This window comes from Dickeya ananatis (assembly GCF_019464615.1).
GTDB classification, from domain to species: domain Bacteria; phylum Pseudomonadota; class Gammaproteobacteria; order Enterobacterales; family Enterobacteriaceae; genus Dickeya; species Dickeya oryzae.
In genome coordinates this window covers 1,059,738-1,079,392 of record NZ_CP040816.1, presented here as the reverse complement: position 1 = coordinate 1,079,392, position 19,655 = coordinate 1,059,738, and the positions used below count along the sequence as shown (strand labels likewise).

The following is a 19,655-nucleotide window of genomic DNA, read 5'->3' as shown; positions in this document are numbered from 1 at the left end:
AGGAAGGCTTAATCACCGTACACGTTGAAGTCAAAGTACTTCTTCGCCAGTTTGTCGTAGGTACCGTCTTTACGCATATCAGCAAACGCTTTATCCAGCGCCACTTTCAGATCGGTTTCGTCCTTACGCAGTCCCATACCGGTACCGACGCCAAACAGTTTGTCGTCTTTCACCGCCGGGCCAGCAAACGCATAATCTTTACCCGCAGCCTGCTTGAGGAAACCTTCGCTGCCCGCCACTTCATCCTGGAAGGCTGCATCGATGCGCCCGGAAGTCAGGTCGGCATAGATCAGATCCTGGTTTTGGTAGGCCACCACATCCACCCCTTTCGGCTGCCAGTACTGGTTGGCGTAAGCCTCCTGCGTGGATGCCTGCAATACGCCGACACGTTTACCCTTCAGCGCGTCCAATGTCGGCACAATCGGTGAGCCTTTTTTCGCGATCAGGCGAGCATTCGCCGCATACAGTTTGTCGGTAAACGCAATTTCCTGCTGACGTTTTTCAGTGATAGACAGGGAGGAGATGATGGCATCGATCTTTTTCGCTTTCAGCGACGGGATCAACGCGTCGAAATCACTTTCTACGAAGGTGCAATTAGCCTGAATGCGTTTGCACAAGTCTTTTGCCAGGTCGATATCAAACCCGACCAGTTGACCACTGGCATCCTTGGATTCAAACGGTGCGTACGTCGGGTCGGTACCAATCTTGATATTTTTCGGAACCTCGGCGAACGCACTGCCTGCAGCGAATACCAGTGCAAGGGGCAAAAGTTTCAACATTTTTTTCATTGCATTACCCTTATTTTATGATTGTCTATGCCTAAGTGATGTTGACGGCGAACGCAAAACCGCTGTGATGAATACGTTTGCTGTGTGCATTAATTTATGTGCTGGTTGTCAAAATATAGCAAATTTTATGCCATAAAAAATATGCCACTCTGCATAAAATCAGATTCCGTGACCATGACAATCACATCAATATAATCAATAAATTATCCTGGTATCAGCAATAGAAAGGGATGATAGCGCGACACCATCCTGCATGATGCGCACAATCATGGTGCATCGATGTGCACCATAAAAATAATACGCATCAAAATAGTGCAACCCATGACACTATCGTCAGGCAGCCAGAAGCGATAATAGCGCCGCGAGGGGATTTCACATGAAAGGCTTACGCGCCCTGCCAGCGTGTAAAGAGATCTTGCGGCAACTCGATATCAAATTGGTCAAGTACCCGATTGACCGTCTGATCGATGATATCTTGCACAGTTTGTGGGCGATGGTAAAACGCAGGCACCGGCGGCATGATAACCGCCCCCATTTCTGCGGCGGCATTCATCAAGCGTAAATGGCCGATGTGAAGTGGCGTTTCTCGTACACATAACACCAGCGGGCGGCGTTCTTTCAGCACCACGTCAGCCGCACGAGTCAGCAAACTATCGGTATAGCTGTGGGTAATCCCAGATAACGTTTTGATAGAACACGGCAGAATCACCATCCCTGCGGTTTTAAACGAACCGGATGAAATGCTGGCGGCAATGTCACGCGAATCATGCACCACATCAGCCAGCGACTGCACATCGCGCACGGTTAGATCGCTTTCCAACGCCAGTGTTTGCCGGGCTGCCGGGCTCATCACCAAATGGGTTTCAACCCCATTTACCGGTTGCAGCACCTGCAACAACCGCACCCCATATATCACGCCGCTGGCGCCAGAAATACCGACAATCAGTCGTTTCATTTTCACCTCACGGGCCACCGCCGCAGCGGTACTCACAACTTGTGCGCTGACTTTGCCGCATCACCTACAGATTGGCAAGAATAACAGTGACAAAAAAAGGAGCTTGCGCTCCCTGTATCGTTATCGGTCGATAGCTGATGATGCTCAACCTTCGTTGTGCAGTTCCAGATCTTCGACTTCATTCTGGCTACGCATCGCTTTGGCATCGTCATTGCGCAACGCTTCCAGGTAGTCGAGATAATCCTGATTCACATCTTTGGTGACATAAACACCGTTGAACACTGAACATTCGAACTGGACGATTTCCGGATTATCTTCCCGCACCGCCTCGATCAAATCGTTCAGGTCCTGGAAAATCAGAGCATCGGCACCAATGATCTTACGAATTTCTTCCACTTCACGACCGTGAGCAATCAGCTCGTTCACGCTTGGCATATCAATGCCGTACACATTCGGGAAGCGAATTTCCGGTGCGGCAGACGCCAGATAGACCCGGCGGGCGCCCGCTTCACGTGCCATCTCCACAATCTGCTGGGACGTGGTGCCACGCACGATAGAATCATCCACCAGCAGGACGTTTTTCCCGCGGAATTCCGCCCGGTTAGCATTCAGCTTACGGCGCACGGATTTGATACGGGTTTGCTGACCCGGCATGATAAAAGTACGGCCGACATAGCGGTTTTTCACAAACCCCTGGCGGTACGGTTTATTGATAATGCGAGCAATTTCCAGCGCGATGTCGCAGGAGGTCTCGGGAATCGGAATCACAACATCGATATCCAGCTCTTCCCACTGGCGGGCAATTTTCTCACCCAGCTTCTGCCCCATGCGCACACGTGCGCTGTAGACTGAAATTTTGTCGATGAAGGAGTCAGGGCGCGCGAAATAGACATACTCGAACAGGCACGGGTGACTTTTCGGGTTTTCCGCACACTGACGGGTAAACAGCTGGCCGTTTTCGGTAATGTATACCGCCTCGCCCGGTGCCACATCACGCAGAAATTCAAAGCCCAACGTATCCAGCGCGACGCTCTCCGACGCCACGATATACTCGTTACGCCCATCTTCCAGTTCACGCTTGCCGATCACCAGCGGACGGATACCGTTTGGATCGCGGAACGCCACCATGCCGTGGCCGATAATCATGCCAATGCAGGCGTAAGCGCCACGAATTTGCTGATGCACGGCCGCTACCGCTGCAAAAATGTTATCCGCTTCCAGCGGATAGTGCTGAAAACGGTCCAGCTCTTTGGCAAAGACATTCAGCAGAATTTCGGAATCCGACGTGGTATTGACGTGACGACGGCCTTCTTCAAACAGCTTTTGACGCAACTCATGGGCGTTGGTCAGGTTGCCGTTGTGAGCCAGCGTAATCCCGAACGGAGAGTTGACATAGAAAGGCTGGGCCTCTGAGGCGCTGGAACTGCCCGCGGTGGGATAGCGCACGTGGCCAATCCCCATATTGCCCTGCAACCGTTGCATGTGCCGGGCTTCAAACACATCTTTCACCAGACCATTGGCTTTGCGCAGGCGAAAGCAATTGGTCTCATTAATGGTGACGATGCCTGCGGCATCCTGCCCACGGTGCTGTAACACCGTTAACGCGTCATAAATCGACTGGTTGACCGGTGTAAAACCGGCGATACCGACAATACCGCACATGTGGTCTTTTCCTCATCAGCGCTACCGCGGCTAGATGTGCCGCGGCAAGAAACTCGACGTGCTTTGCAGGTAGTCAAAAAACCACCTGATGATATAACTGAATTGCGGGATTAAATGGGACTGCTTCCAGTCGGCACTCTGTGAAAAACCGGTGAAGGTATCAAGAAAAAACAGTAACGCAGAGACTATCAACACACCCCGTAAGGCACCAAAGCAAATACCCAGTACCCGATCAGTGCCTGATAATCCGGTGCGTTCAACCAACGAACCGATCACATAATTGACGATAGCACCCACAATCAACGTCGCAATAAACAGAATGGCAATAGCGATACCGTTGCGCACCAGCTCATCAGTAAACCGCGTGAAATAGACCGCGAGATAGGCATAGTAGTGGCTGGCGATAAAGAACGCCGCCCCCCAGGTCACCAGCGACAGCGCTTCACGTACAAACCCCCGGATGAGACTGACCAGAGCCGAGAATCCGACAATACCGATAATGACGTAATCAACCCAAACCATGAACTATCCTAATAATGAACGATGACAATCATAGCGCCGCTCATCCTGTTCGCGGCGCATTCTAACAGAAAAAGAAAACGTTTGCGTAGCGTATTTCCTGCCGATTTTTTCGATAGGCGAAGAAATTAAAAAAACCGCCTGCCGCCAGACAAATAGCGCCTGCTGTTCGCTACCTGCCATATTGCCCAGCCCCACAAAACACAAGGGGCAAGGTCGCTACGCTCCCCTACCCCTCAATGAACTGACTGACGGTTGGCCGACTCAGCGCGCGCTGTACGACCGAACCTGCCCGCTCAACCCACTCAGTTGCTGCAAGTCTCCCAATGCTGACTGCAGTTTCTGCTTCGATGCATCCGGCCCGACGTAGATACGGGTAATCTGCCCGGCTATCGGTGCCGATGGCACGGTATAGGCACGGTATCCCGACAAGCGCAACTTCGCGACAATTTCATTAACCTTGTCAGCGTTCTTCAGTGCCCCTAACTGCACCACAAAAGCCTGACCAGCCGGAGCCTGCTCCTGCGATGCCGCTTTAGCGTCCGCCGACTTATTTTCTGTCGATCGATTTTCTGCCGATCGGGTTTCCAGCGCACGGGTGTCGGTTTTAGCTTCCGCTACCGGTTTTTCGCTCGGTTTGTTGTCAGGCGTTTTGCTTTCAGCCGCTTTCACATCGGGCTTAGGCCGGGCGTCCGCTTTGGTTTCCGGCTTTTTCGGTTCAGGTTTCGCCGGCTGCGCTTTCATCGCCGGTGGAGCAAGCTGCTGCACTGGCTGACGCGGCTCTGTCACCACCGGGGGGACAGACATCGCCGGATGAGAAGACGACGATGCCCCACGGCGTTCCGGTACGGCGGGTGCCGGGGTCGACTCAGGCACCGTTTCGGCATCAGCGTTATTTTTGTTTTGCATCGCGGCTTCAGCGCCTTCAGGCGGCTGAGCAGGCAGCGACTGGTTGACCGGCGGCACCGACTCTGCCTCCAGCGTATCACCCGGCTTGGGAACCAGTGGGATGGCAGCAAACTCGTCTTCGTAATGCTTTTTTTTGCCATCCAACAGCCCAGGCAGCACGATAACACCCAGCGCCACCAGCACAACGGTTCCCACCAGGCGATTCTGAAACTTACTCGCCATGCATTCCGCTCCCGTCCAACGCTTCCATCACATGCGCGACAGTATGGAAAGAACCACAAACAATCACCACATCATTTTCTCCGGCATCCTGCATCGCCTGCCGCCAGGCTGTCGCCACATCCGAATACTGGGTACAGAGCGTCAAATGCTCAGCCAATTGATCAGCACTGGCACCGCGCGGGCCTTCCAGCGGCGCACAGTACCAGACATCCACCTGCGGCTTAAGATGCGCCAGCGTACCGGGAATATCTTTATCGGCCAGCATACCGACTACCGCCCGCACCTGGCCGGTACGCGGCAAATCGGCCAGTCGGGCCGCAAGGTAAGCGGCTGCATGAGGATTATGCGCGACATCCAGAATCAACAACGGTTTTTCGCTCACAATCTGGAAACGGCCCGGTAGCTGCGCCTGACGCAATCCCTGGCGAATCACATCGACACTCAGTGCAATGTCAGAAACCTGTAGCGCTGCCAGCGCGGTGGCCGCATTGGCCAACGGCACGGAGGGGATCGGTAGCGCATCATAGCAAACGTCACCGTTCTGCCAGCGCCAGCCGCCATCCTGCAATGAAAACTGCCAATCCGCACCACGGCGAAACAGCCGGGCACCTTTTTCCTGCGCGACAGCGGCGATGGAGACCGGCATGTCCGGCTCGCCCACCACTGCCGGTCGGTTGTCACGGAAGATCCCTGCTTTTTCCCGACCGATGCTGTCACGGTCGTTGCCCAGCCAGTCGGTGTGATCGAGCGCGATGCTGGTTACCACCGCGACATCAGCATCCACAATGTTAGTGGCATCCAGGCGACCACCCAGACCCACTTCCAGTATCACCACATCCAGTTGTGCCTGTTTAAACAACCACAATGCCGCCAGCGTACCGAATTCAAAATAGGTCAGCGAAGTACCGTCGCGGCCTGCTTCGATCGCCGCAAAGGCTTCAGCATGCCGTGATTCTGCTAATTCCTGCCCCTGAATGCGTACTCGCTCGGTGTAACGCAGCAAATGTGGCGAACTGTACACCCCAACACGTAACCCGGCAGCGCTCAAAATGGATTCCAGCGTGCAGCAGGTCGTGCCTTTGCCGTTGGTTCCCGCCACAGTAAATACGCGGGGAGAGGGTTGTTGTAGCTGCAGGCGTTCCGCGACATGCCGGATGCGATCGAGGCCCAGATCAATGGCCTGACTGTGCAGATGTTCAAGATAGTGAAGCCACGTGGCCAAAGGCGACGTGGCTTGAGGTGTCTGAAGATTGTCCATGAGTCCCGTTCACTGACTTACGGTTGATTACTGCCGGGAACACGGCAATAACGCCGCCCTGCTCCCGGTTCATCATTGATTAGGCATCACTCTGTGATTCGTGCGAGGCGGACAACCGCACCACAGCGGGTTCCTGCGGTTCCGGGCGGTTAGTCAACCGGGACAGGATGCTGGCCAGTTTGTAGCGCATATCCGCACGACGAACGATCATGTCGATAGCGCCTTTTTCCAGCAGGAATTCACTACGCTGGAAGCCCGGCGGCAGTTTTTCACGAACAGTCTGCTCAATAACACGCGGACCGGCAAAACCGATCAACGCTTTCGGTTCGGCGATATTCAAATCACCCAGCATTGCCAGACTGGCGGATACACCGCCCATGGTCGGGTCAGTCAGCACCGAAATATACGGCAAACCACGCTCGCGCATTTTCGCCAGCGCCGCACTGGTTTTCGCCATCTGCATCAGCGACATCAGCGCTTCCTGCATACGGGCACCACCACTGGCGGAGAAGCAAACCAGCGGGCAGTTATCTTCCAGCGCCTGCTCCACGGCACGAACGAAGCGTGCACCCACCACCGACGCCATGGAACCGCCCATGAAAGAAAACTCGAACGATGCGGCAACCACCGGCATGTCGTACAAGGTCCCTTTCATCACCACCAGCGCGTCTTTTTCATCAGACTGCTTTTGCGCTGAAGCAATGCGGTCTTTGTACTTCTTCGAGTCTCTAAACTTCAGGACGTCTTTGGGCTCCAGTTCGCTGCCCAGTTCTACCATACCTTCCTTGTCCAGAAACGCATGGAGACGAGCCCGGGCAGATAACCGCATGTGGTGATCACATTTCGGGCACACTTCCAGATTACGTTCCAGCTCAGCGCGATAAAGCACCTGACCGCAACTGTCACATTTCGTCCAGACCCCCTCAGGAATATTCGCCTTACGGGTAGGTGTGACATTACTTTTATTGAGAATTCGTTCAATCCAGCTCATTGATAACCTTTCTGCTTGAACCTGGCACCAGCCAGTACGCTGCTACACATTGCCCAATCCCTGGCAACGCCGCCGATAAAGCGATGTCCCATCCCGGCAAGCCGGGGCAAGACATAGGTATTAAGGCTTGTTAATACAAACACAGCCGTAAATGCTGCTCATTAAACCATAACGATCCGGGCGTGTGGATAAAAAACTGGTCAAACCGGATGTTAAAATAATTTTCCACTTATTTCATATTTTGCCGTGTCATGGCGCGCTTATGCCGCCAGAACTCGATCAACCCCGGCAAAATGGAGATGAAGATGATCGCCACGATCAATAACTTCAGGTTCTCCTGCACCACCGGCAAGTCGCCAAACAGGTAACCGGCATAGGTGAATAACAACACCCACAACACGGCCCCGGTCACGTTATACAGCGCGAACTCACGATAGCGCATATGCCCCATACCGGCGACAAAGGGCGCGAATGTTCTCACAATCGGCACAAATCGCGCCAGAATTATTGTCTTGCCACCATGGCGTTCGTAAAACGCATGGGTGCGATCCAGGTAGCTGCGGCGGAAAATGCGTGAGTGAGGATTGCGGAACAATTTCTCACCGAACAATCGACCGATAGTGTAATTCACCGCATCCCCCAGCACCGCCGCGACCACCATCAGCGCCACCATGGTGTGGACGTTCAGATCGTTGGTCGGCAGCGAGGCCAGCGCACCGGCGACAAACAGCAACGAGTCGCCAGGCAGGAATGGCGTCACCACCAACCCGGTTTCACAAAACAAAATCAGGAACAAAATGGCGTAAACCCATATGCCATACTGCGCTACCAGCTCAGCCAGATGCACATCAATGTGCAGGATAAAATCAATGATAAACCGTACAACATCGAGCATAATCGCGTCCTTATTCAGTTCAATACCGACTCAATTCATATCAATGTCGGCTTCGCCGTTTATCGCCGTCACGCCGCTGTCTCTTACTTCATCGGGTAAAAAAAGCGGCCCCATCGACGCGCAGGGGATCCCGAAATGCGGTGGATAGTCCACGGCAACCAGATACAGTCCATCAGCCTTTGCCGTCGCAGCAGCCAGCGTGCGATCTTTCGCCGCCAGCAGCTCAGCCATCCAGTTTTCCGGCTGGTTGCCGCAACCGATCTCCATCAGGCTGCCAACAATATTACGCACCATATGATGCACAAAAGCGTTGGCTTTGATGTCTACCACCACATAATCACCCAGACGCGTTACCCGCAGGTGCATCAGGTTACGCCACGGCGTACGTGACTGGCATTGCACCGCCCGAAACGAGGTAAAATCGTTCTCGCCCAACAGGCACTGACCGGCTCGATGCATACGCTCGGCATCCAGTGGCAGGTAATAATGCGTCACCCCGTGCGACAGGATGGCTGGCCGAAAACGCCGGTTATAAATCACGTAGCGATAACGGCGTGCCGTGGCGCTAAAACGGGCGTGAAACGCCTCATCCACCGTTTTGACCCAGCGCACCGCGATATCCGGTGGCAGGTTGGCATTCACCCCCATCGTCCAGGCGGCATCTTTGCGCACTGAGTGAGTGGTGAAATGCACCACTTGCCCGGTAGCATGTACCCCGGCATCGGTACGGCCAGCGCAAAACACATCGATACGTTCGTTCGCCACCTGAGACAATGCCGCTTCCAGACACCCCTGAACGCTGTCTACCTCGGCCTGACGCTGCCAGCCGTAATAGCGACTGCCGTCATATTCAATCCCCAGAGCGATTTTCAGCGGTGCCTCATCGTCCGCATGCTGCAACGCCGTCATTACCCCAGGTACTCCTCAATCAGCCGTTCCGCAGTTTCTATCGCCATCAACGCACCGCCGAAGCGGATGTTGTCGGCCACCGACCAGAACTGCAACAGCTCAGGTATGCCGTAATCGTTACGCAGACACCCAATACTCAGTTGTACATTGCCAGAGGCATCTTCCACCTGCGTCGGATAGTCATCTTCCTCGCTCAACGCGATATCCCCCGCCTGCACCAGCACATCACGCGCTTCATCGGCAGACAACGGGCGCAACGCTTCCAAATGCACCACCTGCGCATGACCGTAAAACACGGGCGACTGCACGCAACTGACCGATATCGGCAGGCCGTCATCCTGCAATACCTTGCGCACCTGATCGACCAGCCGACGCTCCTCACGGACACTACCTTCACTGTCGGCCAGCAGCGGTAACATATTGAACGCCAGTTGTTTCGGGAACAGCCCCGCTTCGGCCGGAATACCGTTGAGAAGACGAGCACTTTGCCCCGCCAAATCATCCACCGCCGCTTTACCATGCGCCGACACCGACAACAGGTTGCTGACGTGCAAACGCGACAACCCAGCCTGTTCCGTCAACGGTTTAATCGCAGTCAGTAACTGGCTGGTCAGGCTATCTGCCACCGCCACGATATTGCGATTACGGTAATCCCCCAGTACATGCGGATTCACCCCCGGCACCACCAGCGGGACATCCGGTTCCAGCGCAAACAGGCCGCTACTGTCAATCACCAGACACCCGGCATCGCCTGCGGCTTGCGCATAGCGAGCACTGGCATCGATACCGGCGACGAAAAAGGCCAGTTGCACCTGCGACCAGTCGAAATCGGCCGCGTCTTCTACCCGCAGCGAACGGCCGTTAAAACGCAAACTCTCACCGACGCTGTTTTCACTCGCCAGCGCATAGAGCTCACCCACGGGAAACTCACGCTCCTGCAATAGCTCCAGCAACGCGGTGCCGACAGCGCCGGTCGCTCCCAGCAACGCGATATTCCAGCCATTGGACATGTGGTTGTACTCCCCAAGAATAATGAATAAAACACACCGGACGATGATGACATCGCCCGGATTAATCTGATTTTGATACAGGAAATTAGCGCTCGTTAACCGACGCAGTGAAACCTAACCGGTTCAGTTGCCCGGCGCTTTCGCGATCAGCGCAGATGACATGCAACGATGACCACTCGCGCCGCTCCTGATAGCACTTACGCAACCGGTCGAATTCGCCGGGAATCTGAGCGACCTGACGCAATAAGGCATCATCGCGGCGCACATCATACACCAGATGCACCAGTCGTTTGAGTTGATACTCATCCAACGGCACCGTCAGGGTCACCTCCGCCAGTTCCGGCGTCGGCAGTAACGACGACAAGGCCACCTGCTGCGGTTGACCGATAAAACGGCTCCAGGCTTCGAACACCTGCGTGGTGCCGCGTGCTTTACCTTCCAGCGTATAACCGGCGATATGGGCCGTGCCAATGTCGACCCGTTCCAGCAGTTCGAGAGATAGCTCAGGCTCGGGTTCCCACACATCCAGCACCACGCTAAGGTGTTGGCCGCGTTTAAGGGCAGCCAGCAAGGCAGCGTTGTCCACCACCGGGCCACGACAGGCATTAATCAGGATAGTGCCTGCTTTCAGGCGCGCCAGCAGTGCGGCATCCACACAATGCAAAGTGGCATAAGGCCCCGCTTTCAATAGTGGCGTGTGGAACGTCAGCACATCAGCCTGCTCCACCACCTCGTCTAGCGACAAAAACGGCCCTTCATCACCGCGATCCGCTCGCGGCGGGTCGCACAGCAGCGTCCGCACCCCCAGCGCCGTCAACCGGTCATTGAGGCGAGACCCCACGTTCCCTACCCCGACGATCCCAACGGTACGGTCTGTCAACGCGAAGCCATCACGTTCTGCCAGCATTAACAGCGCGGAAAACACATACTCGACTACCGCAATCGCATTGCAGCCAGGGGCTGCGGAAAACGCGATCCCCTGCTGACGCAGAAACACTTCATCCACATGGTCGGTGCCCGCTGTCGCCGTGCCGACAAACTTTACCGCTTTGCCGCTCAGCAGGTCGGCATTCACTTTCGTGACCGAGCGCACCATCAGGGCATCCGCCCCGTTCAGAGCCTCCATCGGAATCGGCCGGCCCGGTACCGCCGTTACCTCGCCAAGGCGGCTGAATAGCGTCTGAGCGTAAGGCATATTTTCATCAACAAGGATTTTCACGTTGGCTTTCCTGATAGACCGCTGACGACACCCGCGTCGCCGCGACAAAACGAAGGGCGTTATTCTGCCATAAACCAACTGCCGGTAACACTGACGAGCGGCATCGGTTCATCACGGGGTATCAGATATCAGCATCAGGCAGCTGACTCCCCAAAGACGATGCGTACCCGCAGTCCACCCAGTGACGGGCAATCCAGCAGTTGAAGTCGAGCGTGATGCCAGAGCGCGATATCCCTGACCAGCGCCAACCCCAGCCCTGCGCCCGGTAAGCCATGATGGTTATCCAGCCGGTGGAATGGCCTCATCGCCTGCGCGCGTTCCAGCGGCGGGATCCCCGGGCCGCTGTCGTCGATTTCCAGTTGCTGCACCTGTACCCGAGCCGTCACCACGCCGCCTTGCGGTGTGTATTTCAGCGCATTATCCAGCAAGTTGGCGCACAATTCCGCCAGCAGCAGCGGTTCACCACGAATCAGGCAATGCTCATCGCCTTCGTATCCCAGATCGATCTGTCGGCTACGCGCCTGTGGCAGGCGGGAAAAGCAGGCATCCCGCACCAGTTCAGCCAAATCCACGGTTTGCCAGATGTGTTCTTTGCTGTCTTGCGCTCTCAGACGCGATAGTTGCAACAGACGATCGGTCAGTTGGATGGTATCGTCCAGCGTAGCGCTCATGCCGGTCAGGCTGTCACGCCACTGCGCAGGCTGAGGGCTATTGAGCGCCACACTCACCTGCGTTTTCAGCACTGCCAACGGTGTTCTGAGCTGATGCGCGGCATCAGCGCCAAAACGCTCCTGCCGTTGAAGTACGCCTCTAAGCCGTGCCATATACCGGTTGAATGCCACCAGCAACGGCTGCATTTCAGACCAGGGTAATAACGGGGGCAACGGCGTCAAATCACCGGGCTCACGGCGCGCCATCACACCAGACAGCTGGCGCAACGGCCGCAACAATTTACGAAACAGCAGCAGCACCAGTAGCAGTACCAGCAACACCAATGCGCTTTGGCTAATCAAGGCAATCAGCCATTGCTGGTGCGCAAAGGCCTCGCGAGAACGCAGCGTTTCCGCTACCAGAATCAGCACCATTCCTTCCACGCCAGACTCATTGACCGGTTGCCATAACGCCGCCACCCGGATAGCCCGGCCGTGATAATGCGCATCATAGAAATGGGCCAGCGCCGGATAATGCCGGGACAACGGGATACCGCGCGGCAACGGTGGCAGGTCATCATAACCAGAGAGCGTATTACCCTGAGGGGTCAGGACCTGATAATACAGTTGGTCGTTCATGTTGCGCTCAAAGCTATCCAGCACCACCCAGGGCACATCCACCGCCAGTTGACCGTTGCGTACCGTCAATCGCTCAGCCACGGTACGTGCCGACGCCAACAGCGTGCGATCATAGGCCTGCGTCGCCGCCGCTTTGGCACTGTGGTAGTGGCTCCACACCGACAACGCCCACAACAGCGCCATCGGCACACCGAGGTAGAGCATCAACTGGCCACGCAGCGAATTAACTTTCAGCATGATGGCATTCCAGGCTGTATCCCAACCCACGCAGCGTGACAATCATGACATCGCTGCCCGCCAGTTTTTTGCGGATACGGTGCACGTACAGATCGAGGCTATCTGTGCTGGCTTCATCGGCGAGTGTGAATACCTGTTCATACAGATACTGGCGTGATACTGGTCGCCCCCGGCGTTGCATCAACGTGTGCAGTACCGCCTGCTCACGCGGCGTCAGCGCCAGCGGTTTGTCCTGTAGCAGAAAGTAGCCTTCATCGTGCCAGCTCAGAGAACCCAGACGCTGCACATCCTGTATCTGCCCCTGACTACGCCGCAGCAATGCCCGCAACCGTGCTTCCAGTTCAGGCAGTTCAAACGGCTTGGTCAGATAATCATCCGCGCCCAGATTCAGCCCCTTGACCCTATCCGCTACACTGGCACGGGCCGTCAACAGCAGCACCGGCAAGTTCTGCCCGCGTTTACGCAACCGCGCCAGTAACGCCAGTCCATCCATCCGCGGCAATGACACATCCAGCACCATCAGCGTATAGGCTTCCTGCTGCAACAGATGATCCGCCGCCACACCATCGCCGACCAGATCCACGGCGAATCCCGCCTCGCTCAGGGCTTTTTTCAGCCAGTGCGCCAGCTCAGGATGATCCTCAACCAGTAAAAGTCGCATCACCGTCAGCCTTTATCCACATTGATTTCTCCTTTCATCACCCGCTGGTGACCATTCTCCCTCAAGACCAGTCGTTTTTTTAAGCGACGGTAATCACATCCTGAACACATTTTCACTAACCGAAAGGTAACTGAAAGATTACTTCATTAACAATCCATCAACAGTCCCGTTCCGGGAATAATAAAAACAGGAAGGAATGACAATGAAAAAATACCTCGCCCTTTCCCTGCTGCTGTGCGGTTCGATTGCCACCGCCGAGACCAACCCGACAACCGCACCGACACGTACCGAGTGCATCGCCCCTGCCAAGCCAGGCGGTGGATTTGATTTGACCTGTAAATTGCTGCAGATATCGCTGCAAGAAACCGGCACGCTCACCAGTCCGATGCGCGTCACCTACATGCCAGGGGGTGTCGGTGCTGTTGCGTATAACGCGATCGTGGCGCAGCGGCCAGACGAACCCGGCACCGTGGTCGCCTTTTCTGGCGGTTCGCTGCTCAACCTGGCGCAGGGTAAATTCGGACGCTACGGCGTCGATGATGTGAAATGGCTGGCGGCGGTCGGCACCGATTACGGCATGATCGCCGTGCGGGCCGATTCCCCTTATCAGACGCTGAAAGACCTGCTCGGTGCCATGCAGAAAAACCCCAATCAGGTGGTGGTCGGAGCCGGGGCTTCTATCGGCAGCCAGGACTGGATGAAAACTGCGATGCTGGCACGCCATGCTGGCATCAGTCCGCGCGACATGCGCTATGTGGCGTTTGAAGGCGGCGGTGAACCGCTGACCGCGATGTTGGGCGGACATGTGCAGGCAGTTTCCGGCGATATCAGCGAAATGGTGCCCCACCTGCAAGGCGGCAAGATTCGAGTACTGGCGGTATTTTCCGAGCAGCGCCTGCCGGAGCCGCTGGCAAGCATCCCTACAGCTAAAGAGCAAGGGTACGATTTAGTCTGGCCAATCATTCGCGGCTTCTATCTCGGCCCCAAAGTGAATGAGGCCAGCTACCAGTGGTGGGAACAGGCATTCAAGCACATCGCCGCCACCGACGAATTTAAAAAGCAACGCGACCTGCGTGGTCTGTTCGAGTTCAACCTGACCGGACAAGCGCTGGATACCTACATCAAAAAGCAGGTCGCGGATTACCGCGAGCAGGCGAAGCTGTTTGGGTTAGCTAAATAGAGGAGAAACACATGATGAGCGATCGTCTGTTTGCCGGGGTCTGGTTGTTACTGTGCCTGATTGGCCTGGTGATCGGCTGGGAAATCCAGAGCGAATACAGCTACGAACCGGTTGGCCCACGCCCGTTTCCCATCATGATTCTGGGATTGATGGCGATGTGTGCCGTGTTGATGCTGCTGCGTAAACCTGACGCCCTTGTCTGGCCTTCCGCTGTGGTTCGTCAGCGCTTGTTGCTGCTGGTCATCATGCTGGCGCTGTACGCCTGGCTGTTTGAACCGCTGGGCTTTCCGCTGACCACCGCATTGCTGGGTTGCGGTCTCGGCATGTTGTTTGGCGCGGTGTGGTGGATGGCGGCGTTATCCGGCGCGGTCATGGGCATCTCACTGTTTTACGCCTTCGATAAACTGCTCGACGTCACGCTGCCAGCTGGCACGTGGCTCTAACCGGGAGGCAGGTTCATGGATATCTGGTCTTTTCTGATGCAAGGTTTTGCGGTGGCGATGACGCCGCAAAACCTGATGATTGCGCTGATCGGCTGCTTTATCGGTACCGTTGTCGGGCTGTTGCCCGGTTTGGGCCCGATTAACGGGGTGGCGATTCTGATGCCGCTGGCTTTCGCGTTGAAACTGCCGGCGGAATCGGCGCTGATTCTGCTCGCGACGGTGTACCTCGGCTGCGAGTACGGCGGGCGTATTTCTTCCATTCTACTTAATGTCCCAGGCGATGCCGGGGCAATCATGACCGCCCTTGACGGCTACCCGATGGCGCAACAAGGGAAAGCGGGGGTGGCACTGTCGATTTCCGCTGTCAGTTCGTTTGTCGGTTCCAGTATCGCGATTCTCGGCATCATTTTGTTTGCGCCGCTATTGGCTAACTGGTCACTGGCATTCGGCCCGGCGGAATACTTCGCGCTGATGGTGTTCGCCATCGCCTGCCTTGGCAGCATGATGAGTCATAATCCGCTGAAATCGTTTCTGGCCGCGCTGATCGGCTTGTCGATGGCGACAGTCGGCGTGGACGCCAACACCGGTGTCTACCGCTTCACCTTCGACAGTGTCCACCTGTCAGACGGGATTCAGTTTGTGGTGGTGGTCATTGGCCTGTTTTCCGTTAGCGAAATCCTGTTGATGCTGGAACAAACCGGTAGCGGACAAAAGCTGACCAAAGCGACCGGACGCATGCTGTTTAACGTTCGGGAAGGCATGCAGTGCGTTGGGGCGACATTACGCTCCTCATTACTGGGGTTCTTTGTCGGTATCCTGCCCGGCGCGGGGGCCACTATCGCCAGTGCGATGGCCTGGATGACGGAGAAGAAAATCAGCGGCAACAGCGACAGTTTTGGTAAAGGTGACATTCGTGGCGTGGCGGCACCGGAAGCGGCTAACAACGCCTCCGCCTGTGGTTCGTTTATCCCGATGCTGACGCTGGGTGTTCCCGGTTCTGGTACCACCGCGGTGATGATGGGCGCACTGACGCTATACAATATTACACCGGGGCCGGCCATGTTTACCGAACAGCCGGATATCGTCTGGGGTCTCATCGCCGCCATGCTGATCGGTAACCTGATGCTGTTACTGCTCAACCTGCCGATGATTGGCCTGTTTACCCGTATGCTGGCGATTCCGATGTGGTTTCTGGTACCGACGATTGCCGCGATTTCCGCCGTCGGTGTCTATGCCGTACATAGCACCACCTTTGACCTGTTACTGATGGTCGGGCTGGGGGTATTCGGCTACCTGCTACGCAAAATGCACTTCCCGATGTCGCCGCTGATCCTCGGATTTGTGTTGGGTGAAATGCTGGAGCAGAACCTGCGCCGTGCGTTGTCCATCAGCAACGGCGGGTTATCCATCCTGTGGGAAGGGCACATCAGCCAGACGTTACTGGGGATGGCGGTGCTGATTCTGGTGGTGCCGCCGGTATTGAAACGCTGGCGACATCGCCGTGCTCAGCTTCAGTCCGTCCCTCGCACATAACACCACCGCTAATCTCTAACGCAGCACGCGGGCTCTGCACCCCGCGTGCTGCGTTGCCCACGGGGAACGCTGACGTCACGCCCATTCTGCGTTTTCTCGCCTTTTTGCCCTGCTTAACGAAATATTAACCGGTTCATACACCACGACTATCGGGAATACCGCACCGTTGTTATGATGACAATAGTTATGATCACAACAGCTGTGATGACAATAAACACACAGATGACACCGATCATGGTGATAACGTCATCGGGCTCTGGTGAAATCCGTCACGCGTCTACGGTAAGGAGAGCAGCATGCAACCGATCAGTAATCCCGGTAATGTTTCCCTGCCGGGAGAAAAAACGCTGGACCCCACGCTGTCAAAAACCGCGACATCCCAGACGGATGACCTCCCGTTGACGCTGGCACAACGAACCACGCTGGAAAAGCTGGTGACGCAGATTTCCACCCTGAGCGGTGCCAGACCAGCAGAAGTCTGGGCAACCGTGCGAGCAGAATTGGGTAACAAAAATAATGCGGAACTGCTCGCCAGCCAGTTTCCGGCCGCCGAACAGAGTTTGCAAAACCGGCTGAGCACGGTACAAGGTTCACAGGATACCCGCCAGTTGCTGCAACAATTGACCAGTCTGCTATCTCAGGGGAATAACCGTCAGGCAGCCAGTGACTTTATCCGCCAGCAATTTGGTCACACCGTGTTAAGTTCACTGACGCCTTCACAACTGAAACTGGTGGTGACGCTGCTGCAAAACGGCCAGTTGCCTCAGGCCGCCACACTGTTGTCTACGGACGCTAACGCCACGGTGCCGTTTGGTCAAACTGCTAACGGGCAAACACTCCCGTTGGCACAAACGCCTACCGCGACCACGATCCCCTCCCCCTTGCCACAAACATCCCAGCAACTGGCGGCGATGTTACAAGCTGGCGTGGCACCAGGCGGATTGGGTGCCAATACCTCAACAGCCGCCTTGCTGGACCGCGCCTTATTACCCGCAGAACACAACCAGCTCAACCAGTTGGTTGCCAAACTGGTTGCGCTGAGCGGTGAATCGCCCGCTAAAGTCTGGCATACGCTGATGGACATGCAGGGGTTAAAAATCGGCGACCCGATACCGGCGAAGAATTTTCACGTGTTAAGTCAGTTCATTAACACACAAAGCGCACTGCTACAGCAGCACCCCCCGACCACGTTGCAGACGTTACAGGCGGCGCTAAAGCAACCGCTCGACCAACAAGAGCAGCAACTGTTGCAGGATTTCACCCGTAATACCCTCAACCTCACGCCGCAAACGCCGCTTACCCTTTCGCAGGTTAGCGATGTAGTGGCCTTTCTGTACCGGCGGCGGTTGCAACAGATACAAGACGCCACCACCACACCGATGCAGCCGTTTATCAACCCGCTGATCATGGCGTTGCCACAGGAGTGGCGGGCGCTGGTCAATAAACCTATCGGTCTGGCGTTAGTCGCCGTAGTGGTCGTAGCGTTGCTGATGTGGGTATTGCTCTAACGCTTCGCAAAGCCAAAGAAAGGCAGGCGTTCGGGATAGGCGGTCAGCTAGCGTCAGGCAAAAAAATACCGGGCAAGCCCGGTATTTTTACTCAATGACAAGGTTCTGGCGTTTACTGTGCGTATTTACGCATCACCAACACGGCGTTGGTACCGCCGAAGCCGAAGCCGTTGGACATCACCGTCGTCAGCTCGCGCTCAGTCGGCTCGGTCACCACGTTCATGCCCACGGCCTGCTCGTCGAGTGTTTCAACGTTAATGCTTGGCGCGATGAAACCGTGCTCCAGCATCAGCAGTGAATAAATGGCTTCCTGAACACCAGCAGCACCCAGTGAGTGGCCGGTCATCGCTTTGGTAGAAGAGATAGGTGGCACGTTGTCGCCGAACACCTGACGGATAGCCCACAGTTCTTTTACATCACCCACCGGCGTTGAGGTACCATGGGTATTGATGTAATCCACTGGTGTATCAACATCCTGCAGCGCCAGCTTCATGCAGCGTACCGCGCCTTCGCCTGACGGTGCGACCATGTCGGCACCGTCGGAGGTGGCGCCGTAGCCAACCACTTCTGCGTAGATGTGAGCCCCACGCGCCAGCGCGTGTTCTAACTCTTCCACTACCACCATACCGCCGCCGCCAGCAATCACGAAACCATCGCGATCAGCGTCATAAGTACGGGAGGAGCGAGTCGGCGTTTCGTTGTACTTCGTGGACAACGCGCCCATGGCGTCAAACTCGCACGCCAGTTCCCAGCACAGCTCTTCGCCACCACCGGCAAACACGATATCCTGTTTGCCCATCTGAATCTGCTCAACGGCGTTGCCGATACAATGTGCGGAGGTCGCACAAGCAGAACTGATGGAGTAGTTCACGCCCTGAATTTTGAACGGCGTGGCCAGACAGGCGGAAACTGCAGAGCCCATCGCCTTGGTCACGACGTAAGGGCCAACAGCTTTCAGAGCACGCGGGCTGCGCATAGCATCAGCGCCAAACACCTGAGAACGCGCAGAACCGCCGGAACCGGCGATCAAACCAACACGCGGATTGTGCTGATATTGCTCTTCCGACAGGCCAGAATCCTTGATGGCTTCTTCCATGCTCAGATAAGCGTAAATGGAAGCATCGCTCATGAAACGCACGATCTTACGCTCAATCAGGCCTGCTGTATCTAACTTGACATTACCCCAGACGTGACTGCGCATGCCGGAATCTTTCAGCTCTTGAGAGAATGTGATGCCAGAACGGCCTTCACGCAGGGATGCCAGCACTTCTTCTTTGTTATTACCGATACTGGACAGGATCCCCAGACCCGTAATCACCGCACGTTTCATTCAATACCTCTTCCGCTTGTAGAGTTTGGATTTAGCTCCGCACTTTAGCGTACAGTTGTAAGCTGAACAAGTCCGATCAGACTAACTTTTCTCAAATTTGCGACTTAATAAACCACTCGCTAGAATCGCGCCATCGC

General features: G+C 55.7%; 19 protein-coding genes. 4 read left to right on the top strand and 15 right to left on the bottom strand.

What is annotated here, in order from left to right; all coding sequences use genetic code 11:
• Window positions 1–8 precede the first annotated feature (8 nt).
• The 14 genes from argT to tctD form a co-directional block, all read right to left on the bottom strand.
• Window positions 9–788: a lysine/arginine/ornithine ABC transporter substrate-binding protein ArgT gene (argT, locus tag FGI04_RS04700; RefSeq protein WP_210192593.1), complete on the bottom strand. Its 780-nt coding sequence runs from the start codon at window positions 786–788 to the stop codon at window positions 9–11.
• Window positions 789–1,173: 385 nt separating this feature from the next.
• Complete coding sequence (locus tag FGI04_RS04695; protein WP_496111671.1) at window positions 1,174–1,749, bottom strand: UbiX family flavin prenyltransferase; 576 nt, start codon at window positions 1,747–1,749, stop codon at window positions 1,174–1,176.
• Window positions 1,750–1,887: 138 nt separating this feature from the next.
• Window positions 1,888–3,405: an amidophosphoribosyltransferase gene (gene purF / locus FGI04_RS04690; protein WP_038905025.1), complete on the bottom strand. Its 1,518-nt coding sequence runs from the start codon at window positions 3,403–3,405 to the stop codon at window positions 1,888–1,890.
• Window positions 3,406–3,435: 30 nt separating this feature from the next.
• On the bottom strand, window positions 3,436–3,927 hold the full coding sequence (gene cvpA / locus FGI04_RS04685; protein WP_012885419.1) for a colicin V production protein: 492 nt from the start codon (window positions 3,925–3,927) through the stop codon (window positions 3,436–3,438).
• A gap of 3 nt (window positions 3,928–3,930) precedes the next feature.
• Entirely contained in the window at window positions 3,931–4,107 is a 177-nt protein-coding gene (locus FGI04_RS04680) for a hypothetical protein (RefSeq protein ID WP_342700401.1), read from the bottom strand.
• Between the two features lie 81 nt (window positions 4,108–4,188).
• Window positions 4,189–5,055, bottom strand: a complete 867-nt coding sequence (gene dedD / locus FGI04_RS04675) for a cell division protein DedD (protein ID WP_407321585.1) — start codon at window positions 5,053–5,055, stop codon at window positions 4,189–4,191.
• On the bottom strand, window positions 5,045–6,313 hold the full coding sequence (folC, locus tag FGI04_RS04670) for a bifunctional tetrahydrofolate synthase/dihydrofolate synthase (protein WP_407336357.1): 1,269 nt from the start codon (window positions 6,311–6,313) through the stop codon (window positions 5,045–5,047). The genes dedD and folC overlap by 11 nt, the downstream gene beginning before the upstream one ends.
• 79 nt (window positions 6,314–6,392) lie before the next feature.
• Window positions 6,393–7,304, bottom strand: coding sequence for an acetyl-CoA carboxylase, carboxyltransferase subunit beta (accD, locus tag FGI04_RS04665; protein WP_248589403.1), 912 nt, complete (start codon window positions 7,302–7,304; stop codon window positions 6,393–6,395).
• A 229-nt stretch (window positions 7,305–7,533) separates the two neighbouring features.
• Entirely contained in the window at window positions 7,534–8,199 is a 666-nt protein-coding gene (locus FGI04_RS04660; RefSeq protein WP_342700398.1) for a DedA family protein, read from the bottom strand.
• A 30-nt stretch (window positions 8,200–8,229) separates the two neighbouring features.
• Entirely contained in the window at window positions 8,230–9,108 is an 879-nt protein-coding gene (gene truA, locus FGI04_RS04655) for a tRNA pseudouridine(38-40) synthase TruA (RefSeq protein WP_342700397.1), read from the bottom strand.
• Window positions 9,108–10,118, bottom strand: a complete 1,011-nt coding sequence (locus tag FGI04_RS04650; RefSeq protein ID WP_342700396.1) for an aspartate-semialdehyde dehydrogenase — start codon at window positions 10,116–10,118, stop codon at window positions 9,108–9,110. The genes truA and FGI04_RS04650 overlap by 1 nt, the downstream gene beginning before the upstream one ends.
• A gap of 85 nt (window positions 10,119–10,203) precedes the next feature.
• Window positions 10,204–11,337 carry a 4-phosphoerythronate dehydrogenase PdxB gene (gene pdxB / locus FGI04_RS04645; RefSeq protein WP_342700395.1) on the bottom strand — a complete coding sequence of 378 codons (1,134 nt, stop codon included), beginning with the start codon at window positions 11,335–11,337 and terminating at the stop codon, window positions 10,204–10,206.
• A gap of 134 nt (window positions 11,338–11,471) precedes the next feature.
• On the bottom strand, window positions 11,472–12,863 hold the full coding sequence (locus tag FGI04_RS04640; RefSeq protein WP_407336355.1) for a sensor histidine kinase: 1,392 nt from the start codon (window positions 12,861–12,863) through the stop codon (window positions 11,472–11,474).
• On the bottom strand, window positions 12,850–13,524 hold the full coding sequence (gene tctD / locus FGI04_RS04635; RefSeq protein ID WP_407321589.1) for a transcriptional regulator TctD: 675 nt from the start codon (window positions 13,522–13,524) through the stop codon (window positions 12,850–12,852). Before tctD ends, FGI04_RS04640 begins: the two co-directional genes overlap by 14 nt.
• Before the next feature lie 202 nt (window positions 13,525–13,726).
• On the opposite strand from tctD, the gene FGI04_RS04630 reads away from it, so the two are divergent.
• The 4 genes from FGI04_RS04630 to flk all read left to right on the top strand — a co-directional run bounded on the left by FGI04_RS04630 (window position 13,727) and on the right by flk (window position 18,188).
• Window positions 13,727–14,704, top strand: a complete 978-nt coding sequence (locus tag FGI04_RS04630; RefSeq protein ID WP_407273741.1) for a Bug family tripartite tricarboxylate transporter substrate binding protein — start codon at window positions 13,727–13,729, stop codon at window positions 14,702–14,704.
• 14 nt (window positions 14,705–14,718) lie between these two features.
• On the top strand, window positions 14,719–15,147 hold the full coding sequence (locus FGI04_RS04625; protein ID WP_407337387.1) for a tripartite tricarboxylate transporter TctB family protein: 429 nt from the start codon (window positions 14,719–14,721) through the stop codon (window positions 15,145–15,147).
• A 15-nt stretch (window positions 15,148–15,162) separates the two neighbouring features.
• Complete coding sequence (locus tag FGI04_RS04620; RefSeq protein WP_407273742.1) at window positions 15,163–16,680, top strand: tripartite tricarboxylate transporter permease; 1,518 nt, start codon at window positions 15,163–15,165, stop codon at window positions 16,678–16,680.
• A 296-nt stretch (window positions 16,681–16,976) separates the two neighbouring features.
• Entirely contained in the window at window positions 16,977–18,188 is a 1,212-nt protein-coding gene (flk, locus tag FGI04_RS04615; protein WP_342700391.1) for a flagella biosynthesis regulator Flk, read from the top strand.
• A 112-nt stretch (window positions 18,189–18,300) separates the two neighbouring features.
• Here flk and fabB read toward each other — a convergent pair whose 3' ends face one another.
• On the bottom strand, window positions 18,301–19,518 hold the full coding sequence (gene fabB, locus FGI04_RS04610) for a beta-ketoacyl-ACP synthase I (protein ID WP_342700390.1): 1,218 nt from the start codon (window positions 19,516–19,518) through the stop codon (window positions 18,301–18,303).
• Window positions 19,519–19,655 lie beyond the last annotated feature (137 nt).